Raw genomic sequence first — 14686 nt, 5'->3', positions numbered from 1 at the left:
GGTTCGCTCATACGGAGTGGGTCCGGTGCAGGACTACCGGAACGGTCCCTGCCCGCGATTCGCGCGCAGGGCGCGCTCCTACAAGGGCTCGGTGTTACGAAGGCTCAGGACTCCTTGCGCACCAGGCGCGACTTGCTCAGCCCGCCCTTGCAGTAGAAGGGGCCGGTGTCGCCGCGCAGGTGGTAGAGGGTGGCGAGGAAGGCGGAACTGGTGCGGCCGACGGAGAGGCTGCGAAGTTTGTGGTAGGCCCACAGCCAGTCCTTGGGGAGCGTCTTGCTCATGGACTCGTCCTTGATTCAGCGTGCTGGTGCGAAACTGCCCCAAGGACATTAGTGGCCGAACCCCCAGTGCGCAAGTCCGGCCGCTCTGCGGCAAGCCTTTGCGGCCTTTTGCCATCCCCGCGGAGGGGGAGGCCTCAGGCCCCCGCCGCCTCGCTGTGGGCCTCCTCCACGTATTCCTTCAGCCAGCGCAGCACCTGCACCGCCTCCCAGCGCGTGGGGTCGAACATGGCGTAGGCCTGGCCCTGGTAGCCCACCACGTCCAGCGGGCGGTGGTAGCCGGCGCGCTGCAGCAGCGCCTCGATCTCGGCGAAGCAGGTGTTGAAGTGGGTGCGCGAGAAGGGCGTCTTGCCCTCGGTGACCAGGCCCTCGAGGTGCAACTCGGCGACCGCCTCGCTGACTTCCTCCACGCCCATGTGGTTCACGGTGTATTTCATCTGGCGGATGTCCACCATCGCTTTCGCTCCTGTTCGGGTCCTTGCCTGCCACCTGTTGCCAGGGTGCCTTTCGTCGATGACAGAAGCATAATCGAAAAATACTGTATGCATGAACAGTATTTTGTGGCTACCATGGTTTCGCTGGCTCACAGAATCCATGGCCGCCGCGAAACCGGGCCCCGCCCCGCGGCGACGACGAAGAAGAGGAACGCGTGATGAAGCAAGTCAAAGCCCTGCTGGTGCTCGCCCTCCTGGCCCTGCTCGGCGGCTGCGCCCAGCCGCCGGCGGAAGGCCCCAAGGCCAATGGCGCCTACCTGGTGATCGACGGCCGCGAGGCCTGGGCGGTGCTGGTGGCCGACGGCAAGCGCGTGGAGGAACACGGCATCGTGCGCGACGCCATCCGCGTGCCGCGCTCGCGCTCGGCGATGGTGGCCAGCTATGTGATCGACACGCCCAACTGCGGGCGCCTGCAGACGCTGACCGAGGTGTACGACGACGGCACCGGCGCCACCCGCCTGCTGAGCGTGGGCGAGGAGGGCGGCGACCTGTCCGCCTGCCGCATCCGCGACGACCTCAGCCGTGCCTGGACGGCGCTGGATTATTCCGGCTGAGCCCGAGTTTCTTCACGAAATTTTCACGCGCGTGGGGCGATGGTAGGCACATTGCTAAAGGACTAGCGCCCCAATAAAGAACCCGCCATCGGCGGGTTTTTTATTGCCCGCGATTCCTCTGCGGCGAAAGGCCGGCTCGCGGCGGTGCGGCGGGCGGGCTAAGGTTGCCTGGCGGGTCCGTTTCACGGACTTCTTCAGACGAGGTGCAGCATGCTCGCCAGCCAGATGACCAGGGCCCTGTGGCAGGCCCTGGAAGAGAACGCGGCCCTGCCCGCGTCCCTGTCCTTCGAGGCCGAGGGCGGGCTGCCCTCGACCTTCGCCGTCAGCGACCTCGCCGGCGCCTCCATCGCCGCTGCCGGCCTGGCCACCGCGGCGTTGCTCAAGCGTGCCGGCCAGACGCCGGGGGCGCTGCAGGTGGACCGCCGCCTGGCGTCCTTCTGGTTCGCCTGGACGCTGCGGCCCCAGGGCTGGGCGCTGCCGCCCATGTGGGGCGACATCGCCGGCGACTACGCCACCCGCGACGGCTGGATCCGCCTGCACACCAACGCCCCGCACCACCGTGCCGCCGTGGTGCGGGTGCTGGGCCCGGTCGCCAACCGCGAAGAGGCGGCGGCCCGCGTCGCCACCTGGAACAAGGCCGAACTGGAGCATGCGGTAGTGGCTACCGGTGGTTGCGCCGCCGAAATGCGCTCCATCGACGAATGGAAGGCGCACCCCCAGGGCCAGGCCCTGGCCGAACAGGACCTGATCTGGTGCCAGGAACAGGCCATCGCCCCCGCGCCGGCCTGGGCCCTGACGGCGGAGCGGCCGCTGGCCGGCGTGCGGGTACTGGACCTCACCCGGGTGCTCGCCGGGCCGGTGGCCAGCCGCTTCCTCGCTGGGCTCGGCGCCGAGGTGCTGCGCATCGATCCGCCGGGCTGGGACGAGCCGGGGGTGATTCCCGAGGTCTGCCTGGGCAAGCGCTGCGCGCGCCTGGACCTGAAGGACCCGCCAGGGCGTGAGCGCTTCGAGGAACTGCTGCGTCACGCCGACGTGCTGATCCACGGCTACCGCGGCGACGCCCTGGAGAACCTCGGCTTCGATGCCGAAGTGCGTCAGGACCTGGCCCCGGGGCTGGTCGACGTGAGCCTGAACGCCTACGGCTGGAGCGGCCCCTGGCGCAACCGCCGCGGCTTCGACAGCCTGGTGCAGATGAGCACCGGCATCGCCGAGGCCGGCATGCGCTGGCGTCAGGCCGAAAAGCCGGTGCCGCTGCCGGTGCAGGCCCTGGACCACGCCACCGGCTACCTGATGGCCGCCGCCGCGCTCTGCGGCCTGGGCCGGCGCCTGGCCAGCGGGCGCGGCAGCACCTGGCGCCTGTCGCTGGCGCGCACCGCGCAGTTCCTGGTGGAGCAGGGGATGCAGGCCGACGCCCTGCCGGCGCTGGCCGAGGAGGCGCCGGCCGACCTCGACCCGGCCATCGAGGCCACCGCCTGGGGCCCGGCGCAGCGCCTGCGCCCGCCATTGCTGCTGGAAGGCACGCCGCTGCAATGGGCCTTGCCGGCGGCGGCGCTGGGTTCGTCGAAGCCGTACTGGGCCTTCGAGCAGGGCGCCTGAACGGCGCTCAGCGCTGCGGCGGCAGCAGCAGGCCGCCGCGCACCTGGCGCCAGGCGCGGAAGCTGGCGGCCAGGCGCGAGAACCACAGGTAGATCACCGGCGTGGTGTACAGCGTTAGCACCTGCGACACCAGCAGCCCGCCGACGATGGCGATGCCCAGCGGCTGACGCAGCTCGGCGCCGGAGCCGGTGCCCAGGGCCAGCGGCAGGGCGCCGAACAGCGCCGCCAGGGTGGTCATGAGGATCGGCCGGAAGCGCAGGGTGCTGCCCTCGATGGTCGCCTGCTCCGGCGTCATGCCGCCGCGTTCGGCCACCAGGGCGAAGTCGATCATCATGATGGCGTTCTTCTTGACGATGCCGATCAGCAGGATGATGCCGATCATCCCCATCAGCGACAGGTCCTGGCCGCACAGCAGCAGCGCCAGCAGCGCGCCGAGGCCGGCCGAGGGCAGGGTGGAGAGGATCGACAGCGGCAGCAGCGGGCTCTCGTAGAGCACGCCGAGGACGATGTACACCGTGACCACCGCCGCCAGGATCAGCCACGGCTGGCTGCGCAGCGAGTCCTGGAAGGCCTGGGCGGTGCCCTGGAAGGTGCCGCTGACGCTGTCCGGCAGGCCGGCCTGGCGGGTGGCCTGCTGGATGGCGGCGACCGCGTCGCCCAGGGCATAGCCCGGCGCCAGGTTGAACGACAGGGTGACCGCCGGGAACAGCCCCTGGTGGTTGATGGTGATGGGCGCCAGGTCCGGCTCCAGGCGGCCGAGCACGCTCAGTGGCACCAGCTCGCCGGTCAGGCTGGAGCGCGCGTAGAGGTGCTTGAGGCTTTCCTCCGACACCTGCCAGCGCGGGTCCAGTTCGAGGATCACGTGGTACTGGTCCAGCGCGGTGAACAGCGTCGCCACCTGACGCTGGCCGAAGGCGTCGTAGAGCACGTCGTCGATGGCCTGCACGTTCACGCCCAGGCGCGCGGCGCTGTCGCGGTCGATGTGCAGGGTGGCGCGCGGCGCCGCCTGCTGCTGGTCGGTGGCCACGTCGCGCAGTTGCGGCAGCTGCTTCAGGCGCGCCAGCAGCGCCGCGGCCCAGTGGTCCAGCTCGTGGCTGTCCGGGTCCTGCAGGGTGTACTGGAACTGCGTCTTGCTCGGCCGCCCGCCGATCTGCACGTCCTGGCGGATCTGCATGTACAGGGCGATGCCCGGCACCGCGGCCAGTTCACGCTTGAGCCGCGCCACCACCTGGTCGGCCTTGGCCGCGCGCTGCTCGTAGGGCTTGAGGTTGATCATCACCCGGCCCTGGCTGAGGGTGGGGTTGGGGCCGATCCAGTAGTAGACGTTGGCCACGTCCGGGTCGCGCTGGATCACCTCGCTGAGCGCGGCCATGCGTTCGCGCATGGCGGCGAAGGAAATGTCCGCGTTGGCCTCGGCCACGCCCATGATCACGCCGGTGTCCTGCTGCGGGAAGAAGCCCTTGGGCACCTCGACGTAGAGCACGGCGGTGACCAGCAGGGTGAGCAACGCCACCGCCAGGGTCAGGCGCTCGTGGCGCAGCACGCGGCGCAGGCTGCGCCGGTAGCCGTCGAGCAGGGCGTCGAAGGTGCGCTCGCTCCATTGCAGGAAGCGGTTCTGCGCGCCGTGCAGGTCGTGGCGGATGAACCAGGCGCAGAGCATCGGCGTGACCGTCAGCGAAACCACCCCGGACATCACCACCGCCACGCTCACGGTCACCGCGAATTCGCGCAGCAGGCGGCCGATCACCCCGCCCATGAACAGGATGGGGATGAACACCGCCACCAGCGAGACGGTCATGGAGACGATGGTGAAGGCCACCTCGGCGGTGCCCTCGATGGCTGCTTGCAGCGGCGGCTTGTGCATCTCCAGGTGGCGGATGATGTTCTCCATCACCACGATGGCGTCGTCCACCACGAAGCCCACGGCGATGCTCAGCGCCATGATCGACAGGTTGTCCAGGCTGTAGCCCAGCACGTACATGGCCGCGAAGGTGGCCACCAGCGACAGCGGGATGGTCAGCGCCGGGATCACAGTGGCGCTGACGTTGCGCAGGAACACGAAGACCACCGCCACCACCAGGACGATGGACAGCAGCAGGTTGAACTGCACCTCGTCGATGGAGGCGTCGATGGTCTGGGTGCGGTCGCCCACCAGGTTCACTTTCACGTCGCGCGGCAGTTGCGCGATCAGCGCCGGAAGGCGGTCCTTGATCGCCTGGGTCACCGCCAGCACGTTGTAGCCGGGCTGCTTGTGGATGTCGACGATCACCGTCGGCCGGCCCTGCAGGCCGGCAGCCTGGCGCACGTCCTCGGCGCCGTCGATCACCGTGCCCAGGTCGCTGATGCGGATCGGCACGCCGTTGCGGTAGGCGATCACCAGCGAGCCGTACTGCGCGGCGCGGGTGAGCTGGTCGGTGGTGTCGAGAGTCACCGCGCGCTCGGCGCCGTCGAGGTTGCCTTTGGGCGCATCCACAGTGGCGTTGCCCAGCACCTCGCGCACGTCATCCAGGGTCAGGCCACGGGCGGCCAGGGCGTCCGGGTCGATGCGCACGCGCACCGCCGGGCGCTGCTCGCCGTGGAAGTCCACCAGGCCGACGCCGGGAATCTGCGATAGCTGCTGTCCGAGGTAGTCGTCGGCGTAGCGGTCCAGCTCCGGCAGGGTGCGGGTGGGCGAGGTCAGGGCCAGGGAGAGGAAGGTGAATTCCGCCGGGTTGACCTTGTGGAAGGTTGGCGGCGCCGGCAGGTTCTTCGGCAGGTTGCCGCCGGCGGCGTTGATCGCCGTCTGCACGTCCTGGGCGGCGCCGTCGATGTTGCGCTCCAGGTCGAACTGCAGGGTGATCTGCGTCAGCCCGAGGGAGCTGGCGGAGGTCATCTGGGTGACCCCGGGAACGCTGGCGAAGGCCCGCTCCAGCGGCGTGGCCACGGACGAGGCCATGGTCTCGGCGCTGGCGCCGGGCAGTTTGGCCTGCACCTGGATGGTCGGCATGTCCACCTGCGGCAGCGGCGCCACCGGCAGCAGGAAGTAGGCGGCGGCGCCGAGCAGCAGCACGCCCAGGGCCAGCAGGGTGGTGGCCACCCGGCGGCGGATGAAGGGTTCGGAGAGGGTCATTGGCGCTGCTCCGCGCTGGCGGTCTGCCGCGCGTCTGCCAGGGCCGCGACCTTCAGCCCCGGGGCCAGGCGGTACTGGCCGCCGGTGACCACGGTTTCGCCGGGCGCCAGGCCCTGGTGGATCCACTGCAGGCCATCGACCACCGCGCCGGCCTGCACCTCGCGCACCTGGGCCTGCTGGTCGCGCCCCACCACGTACACGAAGCTGCCCTGCGGGCCTTGCTGCACGGCGCTGGCCGGCACTACGGTGGCGGCCTTTTCGGTGCGCAGCAGCAGGCGCACGCTGAGCAGTTCGCCGGGCCAGAGCTTGCCGTCGGCGTTGGCGAAGTCGGCCTTGAACAGGATCTGCCCGTTGCCGCTGGAGACCTGGCTGTCGATGAAGCTCAGCCGCCCCGTGGCGATGTGCTGGCGGCCGTCACGGCTCAGCGCCTCGACCTGCAGCGGCTGCCCGGCGTTGGCCTGCAGCACTTCGGCCAGGTCCTCCTGGGGCAGGCTGAAGGCCAGGGAGATCGGCGCCATCTGGGTGAGCGTCAGCAGGCCGGTGTTGTCGCTGGCGTGGACGATGCTGCCGGCGTCCACCAGGCGCTGCCCGGTGCGCCCGGCGAAGGGCGCGGCGATGCGGGTGTAGCCGAGCTGCAGCTGGGCGGTGTCCAGCGCCGCCTGGTCGGCCTGGATCGTGGCCTGCAGGGTGGCCACCTGGCCGCGCAGGGTGTCCACGTCCTGGCTCGGCCCGGCATGGGCGGCGGCCAGCTTGCTGGCGCGTTCGAGGTTGACCTTGGCCACCGCCAGCTGCGCTTCGTCGTGCGCCTTGTTGGCCTTGGCCTGCAGCACCTGGGCGGCGTAGGGGCGCGGGTCGATTTCGGCGAGCAGTTGCCCGGCCTTGACCATCTGGCCCTCCTGGAAGTGCAACTGTTGCAGCTCTCCATCCACCCGTACCTTGATGTCCACCGCATTCAGCGCCTGCACCGTGCCGATGGTCTGCAGCCAGATCGGCAGGTCGCGCTGGTCGGCCACCCCCAGGCTCACGGGCACCGGCGCCTCGGCCGGCTTGGCCGTCGTGGTGGCGGAGAAGTGGCGCCAGGCGAAGGCGGCCAGCGCCACGGCCAGGAAGAGGAACGCCAGGCGCCAGTAGCGCCGTTGGGAGGAGGGCTGGGACGGGCTCACGGTCGGGTCGCCTGTGCGGAAGGTTGATTACTGGCCAGCTCGGCGCCCGCCGGCGCCTGGAAGCCGCCGCCGAGGGCGCGGTTCAGGCCGACGGAGGCCAGCAGGCGTTGCAGGCGCACCTGCAGCAGGCTGTCCTCGGCCTGGTACAGGGTGCGCTGCACGGTCAGCAGGGTGAGGAAGTCGGTGCTGCCCAGGCGATAGCGCACCTGGGCCAGGTCGGCGGCCTTGCGCGCCGAGTCCACGGCGGCCTGGTCGATGCGCTGGGTCTGCGCCAGGCGGGCGTTGGCGCTGAGCTGCGTCTCCACGTCCTGCAGGGCCTGGAGCACGTTCTGCCGGTAGTCGGCGACCAGCTCGCGGGCGTGGGCGCGGTCGGCCTGCAACTGGCCTTCCAGCAGGCCGCCGTCGAACAGCGGCTGGCTGAGGCTGGCGGCCAGCTGCCAGAGCCCGCCGCCGGTGTGCACGTCGCTGCCGGCGAGGGCGCCTAGGGAGATGTTCGGCAGGAAGGCCGCGCGCGCCGCGCCGACATTGAAGTTGGCCGAGACCAGCCGCGCCTCGGCGGCCTGGATATCCGGCCGCTGGCTCAGCAGGCTGGCCGGCAGCCCGGCGCGCGCCTCGGGCAACTGGACGCCGTCCAGGCCGCTGTGCTGCAGAGCGAAGCCCTCGGGCGCGGCGCCCACCAGCACCGCCAACTGGTAGAGCGCGGCGTCGCGCTGCTGGGCCAGGACGCTGACGTTGGCCTGGAAGTTCTGCAGGGCGTTGCGTTGCTGCTCCACTTCCAGGTCGGAAGAGGAGCCCAGCCGCGACTGCGTCTGCACCAGTTGCAGGATGTTCTCGGCGTCGCTGGCGATGCGCTTGGCCACGGCCAGGCGCTCATCCAGCGAGAGCACCTGGAAGTAGCTGTCGGCGATATCCGCCTGCAGGCCGATGCGCGCCGTCTCCAGGTCGTAGGCCGTGGCTTGGGCCAGCGCCGTGGCGGAATCGGCCAGGGCGCGGTTGCGGCCCCAGAAGTCCAGCTCGTAGCTGGCCTGGGCGTAGAGGTCGTGGGCGTTCTTGCTGCTGTCGTGATCGTGGACGTAGCTGCCGCCCAGGCTCAGGTCCGGGTACAGCGCGGCCCCGGCGACGCGGGCGCTGGCCCGGGCCTGGTCGACCCGCGCCACTGCTGCCTGCAGAGTGAGGCTGTCGCTGCCGGCGCGCTGGATCAGGCTGTCCAGCTCGGCGCTGGCATAGTCCTTCCACCACTGCTGCGGCATCTGGGCGGCGGGCGCGGCGGCATTGTCCCAGTGGCTGGCGACGGGTACGCCGGGCCGCAGGTACTGCGGCACCAGCGAACAAGCCCCGAGCAGGGCCAGGGAAAGGGCGGCGGCCAGCCGGGGCAGGGCGCCGGCGGTGGTTGGGGGCATGGGTTCGTCCTTCTGCGTCCCGCGTGCTGCGGGCTGCTGTGATGGACGAGCCTAGCGCCGGGTAGCTACCGGGCGGTTCTTCCCAAGCTGAATAAAAGTTTAGGTGGCGCTTGGGAGGTTTCCGATTGGCTTTGCGGCTTTTGCCTAACCGTTGGCTGACAACTCCAGAGTTTTGCCGGTTGTACCGTGACGCGGTACATTTCCCTTCAAGGAAGCCGGCCCATGATCGGGAGTTTCAGGGACGCGTGGCTGGAAGCGTTCTTCGTGCGGGACAGGATGCCGCGGCAGATTCCCGCGGATATCCAGGAGCGCCTGTTCCGCAAGCTGCAGATGCTCGACGACGCCACCACGGACGCGGACTTGCGTAGCCTACCCAGCAACCATTTCGAGCGCTTGCAGGGGCGCCTGCGGGTATACCACTCGATCCGGGTGAATCGCCAATGGCGCCTGGTCTTTCATTGGGATGGCGAAAAAGGCGAAGCCTCGGACGTCTACCTCGACAACCATTCGTACCGATGAGGTGCAACGTGATCATCACCGAACGCAAGCCGGTCAGCGTCGGCGAGGTGCTCAGCAGCGAGTTCCTCGATCCGCTAGGCCTGACCCAAGGCCGCCTCGCCGAAGCGATGGGGGTGCAGCGCAAGCTGGTCAACGAACTGTGCAACGACCGGAGGGCAGTGACGGCCGATACCGCGCTGATGCTGGCCCGGGTATTCGGCAACTCTGCGGAGTTCTGGCTCAACCTGCAGCGGCGCAACGACCTGTGGGCGGCGTTGAATTCGCCAGAGCGACGTGCCCGCATAGAGCGGGCTCGGCCATTGAATCGGGCGGCCTGAATGCCAGGTGTGGTGGAGTTGCGGTCCTCATAGGCACGCTTGCAGCTGCGCTGAGGTGTTTTTTGCAGGAGCGGGGCCCTGCCCGCGATTCGCACGCAGTGCGCGCTCCTATATGGGAGTGTATGGGAATGGCGCGCGAGCGGACTCTGTCCGCGATCCCGTCGGCAGGGCCGGTGTTCGGTTGGGGGGGCGATGGGTATCGCTTCGCTCAACCCATCCTACGAAAAGCGCCTTGGCGCGGCCTATTCCGGCGGCGTTTCGCTGAGCATGTAGCCGGCGCCGGGGACCGTGTGGATCAGCGTGCACCCGAAGCCCTGGTCGACCTTCTGCCGCAGGCGGTGGATGTGCTTGTCGATGACGTTGTCGCGCGGGTCGAAGTCGTAGTCCCAGGCGCTTTCCAGCAGCATGCCGCGGGTCACCACCTGGTCGGCGTGGCGCATGAGTTTTTCCAGGATCAGGAACTCGCGCTGCTGCAGCGCGATGCTGTGCCCCTGGCGCTGGGCCACGCGGCCCTCGCAGTCCAGTTGCAGGTCGCCGACCTGCAGGCGCGCGCCGAGCAGGCGGCGGCCGGGGCGGCGCAGCAGGGCGGCCAGGCGGGCGTGGACTTCGACGAAGGCGTAGGGCTTGGCCAGGTAGTCGTCGCAGCCGGCCTGCAGGCCCTCGACGCGGTGGTGGGTGGAGGCCAGGGCGCTGAGCATCAGCACCGGGGTGTCGGAGCCGGCGGCGCGCAGCCGGCGCACCAGTTCCAGGCCGTCCAGGCCGGGCAGGCGGCGGTCCACTACCAGGGCGTCGTAGAGGCTCTCCAGGGCCAGGTCCAGGCCCTGGACGCCATCGCCCGCGGCGTCGACTATGTGGCCGCTCTCGCGCAGGCCCCGCACCAGGTAGCCGGCGGCCTGCGGGTCGTCTTCGATGACCAGGATTCTCAAGGCTGCACCTAAACTTTTGTTCATCTTGGCGCGAGGCCGACGTTCGCCCGCGCCAGACAAAATATACTGCCGAACACCTCCCGCCGCCGCCACGGACCGCGCCCATGACCCAGGTTCTCGTCGTCGAAGACGACCCCGCCACCGCCGCCGAGATCAGCGCCGCGCTGCACGACCACGGCTACCAGGTCAGCCTGGCCGGCAACGGCCGCGACGGCCTGGTGCGGGCCCTGAGCGAAAGCTTCGCGGTGATCGTCCTGGACCGCATGCTGCCCGGCGGCATGGACGGCCTGGCCATGCTCACCGCGCTGCGCTCGGCCGGGGTGGAGACGCCGGTGCTGATCCTCAGCGCGCTCTCCGACCTCGACGAACGCGTGCGCGGCCTGCGCGCCGGCGGCGACGACTACCTGACCAAGCCCTTCGAGTTCATCGAGCTGACCGCCCGCCTGGACGCCCTGACCCGCCGCGCCGCGCGCGGCGGCGAGGCGCGCGACAGCCGCCTGCGCATCGGCAACCTGGACATCGACCTGCTGCGTCGCTCGGTGCGCCGCGGCGAGCGGCCGATCGACCTGGTGCCGCGCGAGTACCAACTGCTGGAGTACCTGGCGCGCCACGCCGGGCAGATCGTCACCCGCACCATGCTCTTCGAGGCGGTGTGGAACTACCGCTACGACGAGCGCACCAACGTCATCGAGGTGCACATCGGCCGCCTGCGGCGCAAGGTCGACATCGACGGCGAGCCGCCGATGATCCACACCGTGCGGGGGGCGGGCTATGTTCTCCGGGCGCCTGAGTGAGATTCCGCGCACCACCAGCTTCCGCGTGGCGCTGCTGTTCCTGCTGCTGTTCGGCGTGGCCTCGCTGGCGCTGTTCGGCTATGTGTACTGGCGCACCGCCGGCTACCTGCGCGCCGAGGTGCAGGCCAACCTGACGCGGCAGATCCACAACCGCGCCGGCCTGGAGCTGCCCGAGCTGCTGCGCGAGGTGCAGGAGCACGCCGCCAAGGACCCCGAGCAGCACTTCCCCCAGGCGCTGTTCGATGCCAGCGGCCGGCGCCTGGCCGGCACCCTCGCCGAGCAGCCGCCGACCACGGCGCTGGACACGCCCATCGAGTTCAGCCGGCGCAGCCTCTCCGGCGGCGAGCGGCGGGTGCGCGGCATCGTCCACCGCATGCCCTCGGGCGAGGTGCTGGTGATCGGTCAGGACATCCAGGACCTGCTGGAATTCGACGAACTGCTGGTCAGCGCCATGGCCTCCGGCGGGGTGCTGATCCTGATCCTCGGCCTGGCCGGCGCGATCATCGCCGGGCGCACCTCGCAGCAGCGCCTGGACGCGGTGACCGGGGCCATCGAGCGGATCGTCAAGGGCGACCTCAGCGAGCGCCTGCCGGTGCGCGGCAGCTCCGACGACGTCGACCGCCTGGCGGTGGTGGTGAACCGCATGCTCGACGAGATCGAACGGCTGATGCATGAGGTGAAGGGCGTGTGCGACGACGTCGCCCACGACCTGCGCACGCCCCTGACGCGCCTGCTCGCCGGCCTGGAGCGCGCGCAGCGGCGCGATTGCAGCAAGGAGGAGTATGCCGCGGCCATCGACCAGGCCATCGAGGACGCCCACGGCCTGCTGCTGACCTTCCGCGCGCTGCTGCGCATCTCCGAGATCGAGGACAGTGCGCGGCGCACCGGCTTCGTCGCGGTGGATCTGACCCAGGTGGCGGCCGACGTGGTCGAGCTGTTCGAGCCCCTGGCCGAGGAGCGCGGCCTGCTCCTGAGCTACAGCGGCCCGGCGCAGCCGGCCTGGCTGCAGGGCGACGCGCACCTGCTGTTCGACGCCCTGAGCAACCTGGTGGACAACGCGCTGAAGTTCACCCCGGCCGAGGGGCGTGTCGAGGTGCGGGTGGAAGCGGGTGAGGATTCGGTGGAAGTGCAGGTGCGCGACAACGGGCCGGGGATTCCCGAGCACGAGCGCGAGGCGGTGCTGCGGCGCTTCTACCGTTCCGAGCGCAGCCGGCATACGCCGGGCAATGGCCTGGGGCTGAGCCTGGTGGCGGCGGTGGCGCGGTTGCATGACCTGGCGATGAGCGTGGGGGATGGGGCCCCGGGGTGTTGGGTGAGTTTGCGGGGGCGGGTGGTTTCGGCGGCGGTGCGGGGGTAGGGCTGGGTGTAGGGGTTGAGCGCGGCTGCCCTCACCCCGGCCCTCTCCCAGAGGGAGAGGGGGCTGCCCTCTGCCTGCTGAAGCATCAGAGCACTCCTGCACCACCGGCTGAGGCCAGGCCATCAGAGCATGCCGAACGGCCCCCTCTCCCTCCGGGAGAGGGTTGGGGTGAGGGGCTCTTGCTCTTTATGCCTTAACCACCTGAAACGCCTCCCCCGTCGCAAAGAAAGCCCCACCCGCCTGGTAATGAATGGTCCGCGACTCCTCGTCCGGAAAATGCCAGCGCCCCTTCGAGAACACCCGCTCGTCCGCATAGGCCGCCACCACCTCGGCGATGAACAGGTCGTACTTCTCCTGGTTGTGCGGCTCGGCGATCACCTTGCATTCCAGGTAGGCCAGGCAGCCTTCGACGATCGGCGCCTGCACCTGGCGGGCGCGGGCGGTGGCGATGTCGTAGCGGGCGAACTTGTCCAGCTCGCCGCCGTTGCTGGAGCCCACCGCCAGGGTGAGTTCGGCCTGGCGCCGCGAGGGCAGCTGGATGACGAAGGCGCCGGAGCCTTCCACCAGGTGCCGCGACCAGGTGTTGCGGTCCAGCACCAGCATCAGCTTGGGCGGGTCGAAGTCCAGCGGCATCACCCAGGCCGCGGCCATCACGTTGGCCACGCCTTCGTATTCGCTGGTGACTATCGTGGACGGGCCATGGTTGAGCAGCAGGTAGGCCTTGGCCAGGGGAACGTCTTGCAGGTGGTTCATGGGTGGTCCTCAGGATCAGAGCAGCAGGCCGTCGACCGGCTCCAGCGGCGCCGGCAGCTCGCTTTCGCCGAGGATCTCCATGACGGCGATCTCCAGGTGGCGGCTCATGGCGTCCAGCGGCAGGTCGTTGGGCTGGGTGTCGAACGGGTCGGCGATCTGGTCGCCGAGGGCATCCAGGCCGAAGAAGGTATAGGCCAGCACGCACACCGCCAGCGGGGTGAACCAGCCGATGCTGTCGACCAGGCAGAACGGCAGCAGGAAGCAGTACACATGGACGATGCGGTGCAGCATCAGGATGTAGGGGTAGGGGATGGGCGTGCCCTTGATCCGCTCGCAGCCGCCGAGCACGTAGGACAGGCGGCTGACCTGCTGGTCGACGTTGGCCAGCAGCATGTCGCTGGCGTTGGCGCGGCGGCCGGCTTCGGCGAAGTCGCGGCCCAGGCGGGCGAGCAGGGCGCTGGCCGGGCCGGGCGTGTGCGCCAGGGCGTCGGCCAGTTCGCTGCCGAGCAGGCGGCGGGCGTCTTCGCTTTGCGGGCGCTCGCGCAACTGGTCGCGCAGCACGTAGGCGAAGGCGGCCAGGCGCTGGGCCAGCAGGCGGCGCCCGGCGTCGTCCAGGCCGGGCAGCAGCGACAGGCTCTGCCGCGCCAGGTTGCGCGACACCACCAGCAGTTCGCCCCAGAGCGTGCGCGCTTCCCAGAAGCGCTGGTAGGCCACGTTGTTGCGGAAGCCGAGGAAGATCGCCAGGGTCAGGCCCCAGAGGGTGAAGGGCGTGGAGGTGATCACCACCTTGTAGTGGTAGAGGGTGCCGTGGGTGGCCACCACCAGCGAGCTGAGCAGCACCGTGTAGAGCACCTTGCGCCAGATGGCCGGGATGATCGAGCCCTTGAGGGAGAACAGCAGCACCCAGAGTGTCGGGGTTTGCGGGCGGAGGATCATGCGCGGGCTTCCAGGCGGGGACACGGAGAGCGCGCATCATAGCCGAGATGGCCGCCGGGGGCAGCGGGGGCGGAGGGCGCAGCGCCCTCCGCCGTGGGCTCAGGCGCCGGTCTGTACCTGCCGGGCCTTGCGTTCGGCCAGTTCGTACAGCTGCCGCGCTTCTTCCAGCAGCGGTGCGAGGCTGGCGGACAGGCGCGCTACGCCCAAAGGCATGGGCATTTCGTCGGCGCTGTCTTCCAGCAGGCGCAGCAGCACGCTGAGGGATTCCAGGCGACGTTCGGCGGTGCCCATCAGATGGTCCACCGGGGCCTGCAGGTTGACGTAGAGCACGTCCTCGTGGGGTTGGGAAAGGGTGGTGAGGGGGATCATGTCAGGCATCGTCTGCCTCCGGATGAGAGGCAGCAGGGCGATGCACACGGATGGCCGGAAATTGCATGTCCATTGCTCCTCGAGTGGGTGAGGAACCGCCTTCCGGAATGGGAGGCGGGGC

Annotated in this window: 15 protein-coding genes; 6 read left to right on the top strand and 9 right to left on the bottom strand. The window is 69.9% G+C overall.

Annotation, left to right across the window (positions count from 1 at the left end):
• Nucleotides 1-104 precede the first annotated feature (104 nt).
• Together RN02_RS34000 and RN02_RS22750 are read right to left on the bottom strand one after the other, a co-directional pair.
• Complete coding sequence (locus RN02_RS34000; RefSeq protein ID WP_009619965.1) at nt 105-281, bottom strand: hypothetical protein; 177 nt, start codon at nt 279-281, stop codon at nt 105-107.
• A gap of 134 nt (nt 282-415) precedes the next feature.
• Nucleotides 416-733 carry a hypothetical protein gene (locus RN02_RS22750; RefSeq protein ID WP_009619967.1) on the bottom strand — a complete coding sequence of 106 codons (318 nt, stop codon included), beginning with the start codon at nt 731-733 and terminating at the stop codon, nt 416-418.
• Between the two features lie 197 nt (nt 734-930).
• On the opposite strand from RN02_RS22750, the gene RN02_RS22745 reads away from it, so the two are divergent.
• Entirely contained in the window at nt 931-1326 is a 396-nt protein-coding gene (locus RN02_RS22745; protein ID WP_043273733.1) for a hypothetical protein, read from the top strand.
• A 225-nt stretch (nt 1327-1551) separates the two neighbouring features.
• The gene (locus tag RN02_RS22740) at nt 1552-2922 is read left to right on the top strand and encodes a CoA transferase (RefSeq protein WP_043317134.1); all 1371 of its coding nucleotides are present in this window, start codon (nt 1552-1554) and stop codon (nt 2920-2922) included.
• A 7-nt stretch (nt 2923-2929) separates the two neighbouring features.
• Here RN02_RS22740 and RN02_RS22735 read toward each other — a convergent pair whose 3' ends face one another.
• Genes RN02_RS22735 through RN02_RS22725 form a run of 3 tightly spaced genes read right to left on the bottom strand, consistent with a single transcriptional unit; the run spans nt 2930 to nt 8594 of the window.
• The gene (locus RN02_RS22735) at nt 2930-6031 is read right to left on the bottom strand and encodes an efflux RND transporter permease subunit (RefSeq protein WP_043317065.1); all 3102 of its coding nucleotides are present in this window, start codon (nt 6029-6031) and stop codon (nt 2930-2932) included.
• Nucleotides 6028-7194 carry an efflux RND transporter periplasmic adaptor subunit gene (locus RN02_RS22730; protein WP_043317063.1) on the bottom strand — a complete coding sequence of 389 codons (1167 nt, stop codon included), beginning with the start codon at nt 7192-7194 and terminating at the stop codon, nt 6028-6030. Before RN02_RS22730 ends, RN02_RS22735 begins: the two co-directional genes overlap by 4 nt.
• Nucleotides 7191-8594 carry an efflux transporter outer membrane subunit gene (locus RN02_RS22725; protein ID WP_043317061.1) on the bottom strand — a complete coding sequence of 468 codons (1404 nt, stop codon included), beginning with the start codon at nt 8592-8594 and terminating at the stop codon, nt 7191-7193. Before RN02_RS22725 ends, RN02_RS22730 begins: the two co-directional genes overlap by 4 nt.
• 222 nt (nt 8595-8816) lie before the next feature.
• Between RN02_RS22725 and RN02_RS22720 the strand changes: the two genes are divergently transcribed.
• Together RN02_RS22720 and RN02_RS22715 are read left to right on the top strand one after the other, a co-directional pair.
• Nucleotides 8817-9113 (top strand): type II toxin-antitoxin system RelE/ParE family toxin, encoded by a 297-nt coding sequence (locus RN02_RS22720; RefSeq protein WP_043317059.1) that lies wholly within the window; start codon nt 8817-8819, stop codon nt 9111-9113.
• An 8-nt stretch (nt 9114-9121) separates the two neighbouring features.
• Nucleotides 9122-9430, top strand: coding sequence for a HigA family addiction module antitoxin (locus tag RN02_RS22715; protein WP_024128404.1), 309 nt, complete (start codon nt 9122-9124; stop codon nt 9428-9430).
• A 242-nt stretch (nt 9431-9672) separates the two neighbouring features.
• On the opposite strand, the gene RN02_RS22710 is transcribed toward RN02_RS22715, so the two are convergent.
• Entirely contained in the window at nt 9673-10356 is a 684-nt protein-coding gene (locus RN02_RS22710; RefSeq protein WP_043317057.1) for a response regulator transcription factor, read from the bottom strand.
• Between the two features lie 104 nt (nt 10357-10460).
• Between RN02_RS22710 and RN02_RS22705 the strand changes: the two genes are divergently transcribed.
• Nucleotides 10461-11150 carry a response regulator transcription factor gene (locus tag RN02_RS22705; RefSeq protein WP_043317055.1) on the top strand — a complete coding sequence of 230 codons (690 nt, stop codon included), beginning with the start codon at nt 10461-10463 and terminating at the stop codon, nt 11148-11150.
• Nucleotides 11128-12507, top strand: coding sequence for a sensor histidine kinase (locus RN02_RS22700; protein ID WP_009619986.1), 1380 nt, complete (start codon nt 11128-11130; stop codon nt 12505-12507). Before RN02_RS22705 ends, RN02_RS22700 begins: the two co-directional genes overlap by 23 nt.
• Nucleotides 12508-12693: 186 nt before the next feature.
• On the opposite strand, the gene RN02_RS22695 is transcribed toward RN02_RS22700, so the two are convergent.
• From RN02_RS22695 to RN02_RS22685, 3 genes are all read right to left on the bottom strand, one after another.
• Nucleotides 12694-13260: a flavin reductase family protein gene (locus RN02_RS22695; protein ID WP_043317052.1), complete on the bottom strand. Its 567-nt coding sequence runs from the start codon at nt 13258-13260 to the stop codon at nt 12694-12696.
• Between the two features lie 15 nt (nt 13261-13275).
• Complete coding sequence (locus RN02_RS22690) at nt 13276-14196, bottom strand: bestrophin family protein (protein ID WP_009619989.1); 921 nt, start codon at nt 14194-14196, stop codon at nt 13276-13278.
• A gap of 99 nt (nt 14197-14295) precedes the next feature.
• Nucleotides 14296-14574, bottom strand: a complete 279-nt coding sequence (locus RN02_RS22685) for a hypothetical protein (RefSeq protein ID WP_009619991.1) — start codon at nt 14572-14574, stop codon at nt 14296-14298.
• Nucleotides 14575-14686: the final 112 nt, after the last annotated feature.

The organism is Pseudomonas sp. PI1 (assembly GCF_000812405.1).
In the GTDB taxonomy this organism is placed as follows: Bacteria; Pseudomonadota; Gammaproteobacteria; order Pseudomonadales; family Pseudomonadaceae; genus Pseudomonas; species Pseudomonas citronellolis.
The sequence above is the reverse complement of the archived record's forward strand: the minus strand, read 5'-3'. Positions and strand labels throughout refer to the sequence as shown.

What these genes read in the sequence shown, in the direction of transcription:
- RN02_RS34000 (WP_009619965.1), bottom strand. Translation starts at nt 281, where the DNA reads ATGAGCAAGACGCTCCCCAAGGACTGGCTGTGGGCCTACCACAAACTT.
- RN02_RS22750 (WP_009619967.1), bottom strand. Translation starts at nt 733, where the DNA reads ATGGTGGACATCCGCCAGATGAAATACACCGTGAACCACATGGGCGTG.
- RN02_RS22745 (WP_043273733.1), top strand. Translation starts at nt 931, where the DNA reads ATGAAGCAAGTCAAAGCCCTGCTGGTGCTCGCCCTCCTGGCCCTGCTC.
- RN02_RS22740 (WP_043317134.1), top strand. Translation starts at nt 1,552, where the DNA reads ATGACCAGGGCCCTGTGGCAGGCCCTGGAAGAGAACGCGGCCCTGCCC.
- RN02_RS22735 (WP_043317065.1), bottom strand. Translation starts at nt 6,031, where the DNA reads ATGACCCTCTCCGAACCCTTCATCCGCCGCCGGGTGGCCACCACCCTG.
- RN02_RS22725 (WP_043317061.1), bottom strand. Translation starts at nt 8,594, where the DNA reads ATGCCCCCAACCACCGCCGGCGCCCTGCCCCGGCTGGCCGCCGCCCTT.
- RN02_RS22720 (WP_043317059.1), top strand. Translation starts at nt 8,817, where the DNA reads ATGATCGGGAGTTTCAGGGACGCGTGGCTGGAAGCGTTCTTCGTGCGG.
- RN02_RS22705 (WP_043317055.1), top strand. Translation starts at nt 10,461, where the DNA reads ATGACCCAGGTTCTCGTCGTCGAAGACGACCCCGCCACCGCCGCCGAG.
- RN02_RS22700 (WP_009619986.1), top strand. Translation starts at nt 11,128, where the DNA reads ATGTTCTCCGGGCGCCTGAGTGAGATTCCGCGCACCACCAGCTTCCGC.
- RN02_RS22695 (WP_043317052.1), bottom strand. Translation starts at nt 13,260, where the DNA reads ATGAACCACCTGCAAGACGTTCCCCTGGCCAAGGCCTACCTGCTGCTC.
- RN02_RS22690 (WP_009619989.1), bottom strand. Translation starts at nt 14,196, where the DNA reads ATGATCCTCCGCCCGCAAACCCCGACACTCTGGGTGCTGCTGTTCTCC.
- RN02_RS22685 (WP_009619991.1), bottom strand. Translation starts at nt 14,574, where the DNA reads ATGCCTGACATGATCCCCCTCACCACCCTTTCCCAACCCCACGAGGAC.